Origin of the sequence: Heliorestis acidaminivorans (genome assembly GCF_008933955.1) — a bacterium.
GTDB classification, from domain to species: Bacteria; Bacillota; Desulfitobacteriia; order Heliobacteriales; family Heliobacteriaceae; genus Heliorestis; species Heliorestis acidaminivorans.
In genome coordinates, this window is record NZ_WBXO01000038.1 from 1 (window position 1) to 689 (window position 689).

A 689-nucleotide genomic window follows, 5' to 3' on the forward strand; every position below is an offset into this window, starting at 1 on the left:
TGGCGGAGTGGGAGGGATTTGAACCCTCGCTGGACTTACGCCCACTAACGGTTTAGCAAACCGTCCTCTTCAGCCGCTTGAGTACCACTCCAAATGAAATGGCGGAGCTGACGGGATTCGAACCCGCGGTCTCCTGCGTGACAGGCAGGCATGTTAGGCCTCTACACCACAGCTCCAATTGTATGGTGGGCGATGACAGGATCGAACTGCCGACCCCCTGCTTGTAAGGCAGGTGCTCTCCCAGCTGAGCTAATCGCCCAATAAAAATGGTGACCCGTAGGGGATTCGAACCCCTGTAACCGCCGTGAAAGGGCGGTGTCTTAGACCACTTGACCAACGGGCCTTAACATGGTGATCCATGCTGGACTCGAACCAGCGACACCCTGATTAAAAGTCAGGTGCTCTACCAACTGAGCTAATGGATCCTAAATGGCTGGGGAGGCTGGATTCGAACCAACGAATGGCGGAGTCAAAGTCCGCTGCCTTACCACTTGGCTACACCCCAACAATGGTGGAGGGAGAAGGATTCGAACCTTCGAAGCTTACGCGGCAGATTTACAGTCTGCTCCCTTTGGCCACTCGGGAATCCCTCCGATAAGATGGTGCCTCGAGGCGGAATCGAACCACCGACACGAGGATTTTCAGTCCTCTGCTCTACCGACTGAGCTATCGAGGCAAATACATGGTGG

The 689-nt window shown here is 55.0% G+C and carries 8 tRNA genes; all 8 read right to left on the bottom strand.

The window, feature by feature from the left end:
- A tRNA-Ser gene (locus tag F9B85_RS14135) sits at window positions 1-91 on the bottom strand.
- An 8-nt stretch (window positions 92-99) separates the two neighbouring features.
- Window positions 100-176 (bottom strand) — tRNA-Asp (locus tag F9B85_RS14140).
- A 7-nt stretch (window positions 177-183) separates the two neighbouring features.
- Window positions 184-259 (bottom strand) — tRNA-Val (locus F9B85_RS14145).
- Window positions 260-267: 8 nt separating this feature from the next.
- Window positions 268-343 (bottom strand) — tRNA-Glu (locus F9B85_RS14150).
- Between the two features lie 6 nt (window positions 344-349).
- Window positions 350-425 (bottom strand) — tRNA-Lys (locus F9B85_RS14155).
- Between the two features lie 5 nt (window positions 426-430).
- Window positions 431-505, bottom strand: a tRNA-Gln gene (locus F9B85_RS14160).
- Between the two features lie 4 nt (window positions 506-509).
- A tRNA-Tyr gene (locus F9B85_RS14165) sits at window positions 510-593 on the bottom strand.
- Between the two features lie 7 nt (window positions 594-600).
- Window positions 601-676: transfer RNA gene (locus F9B85_RS14170), tRNA-Phe, on the bottom strand.
- Window positions 677-689 lie beyond the last annotated feature (13 nt).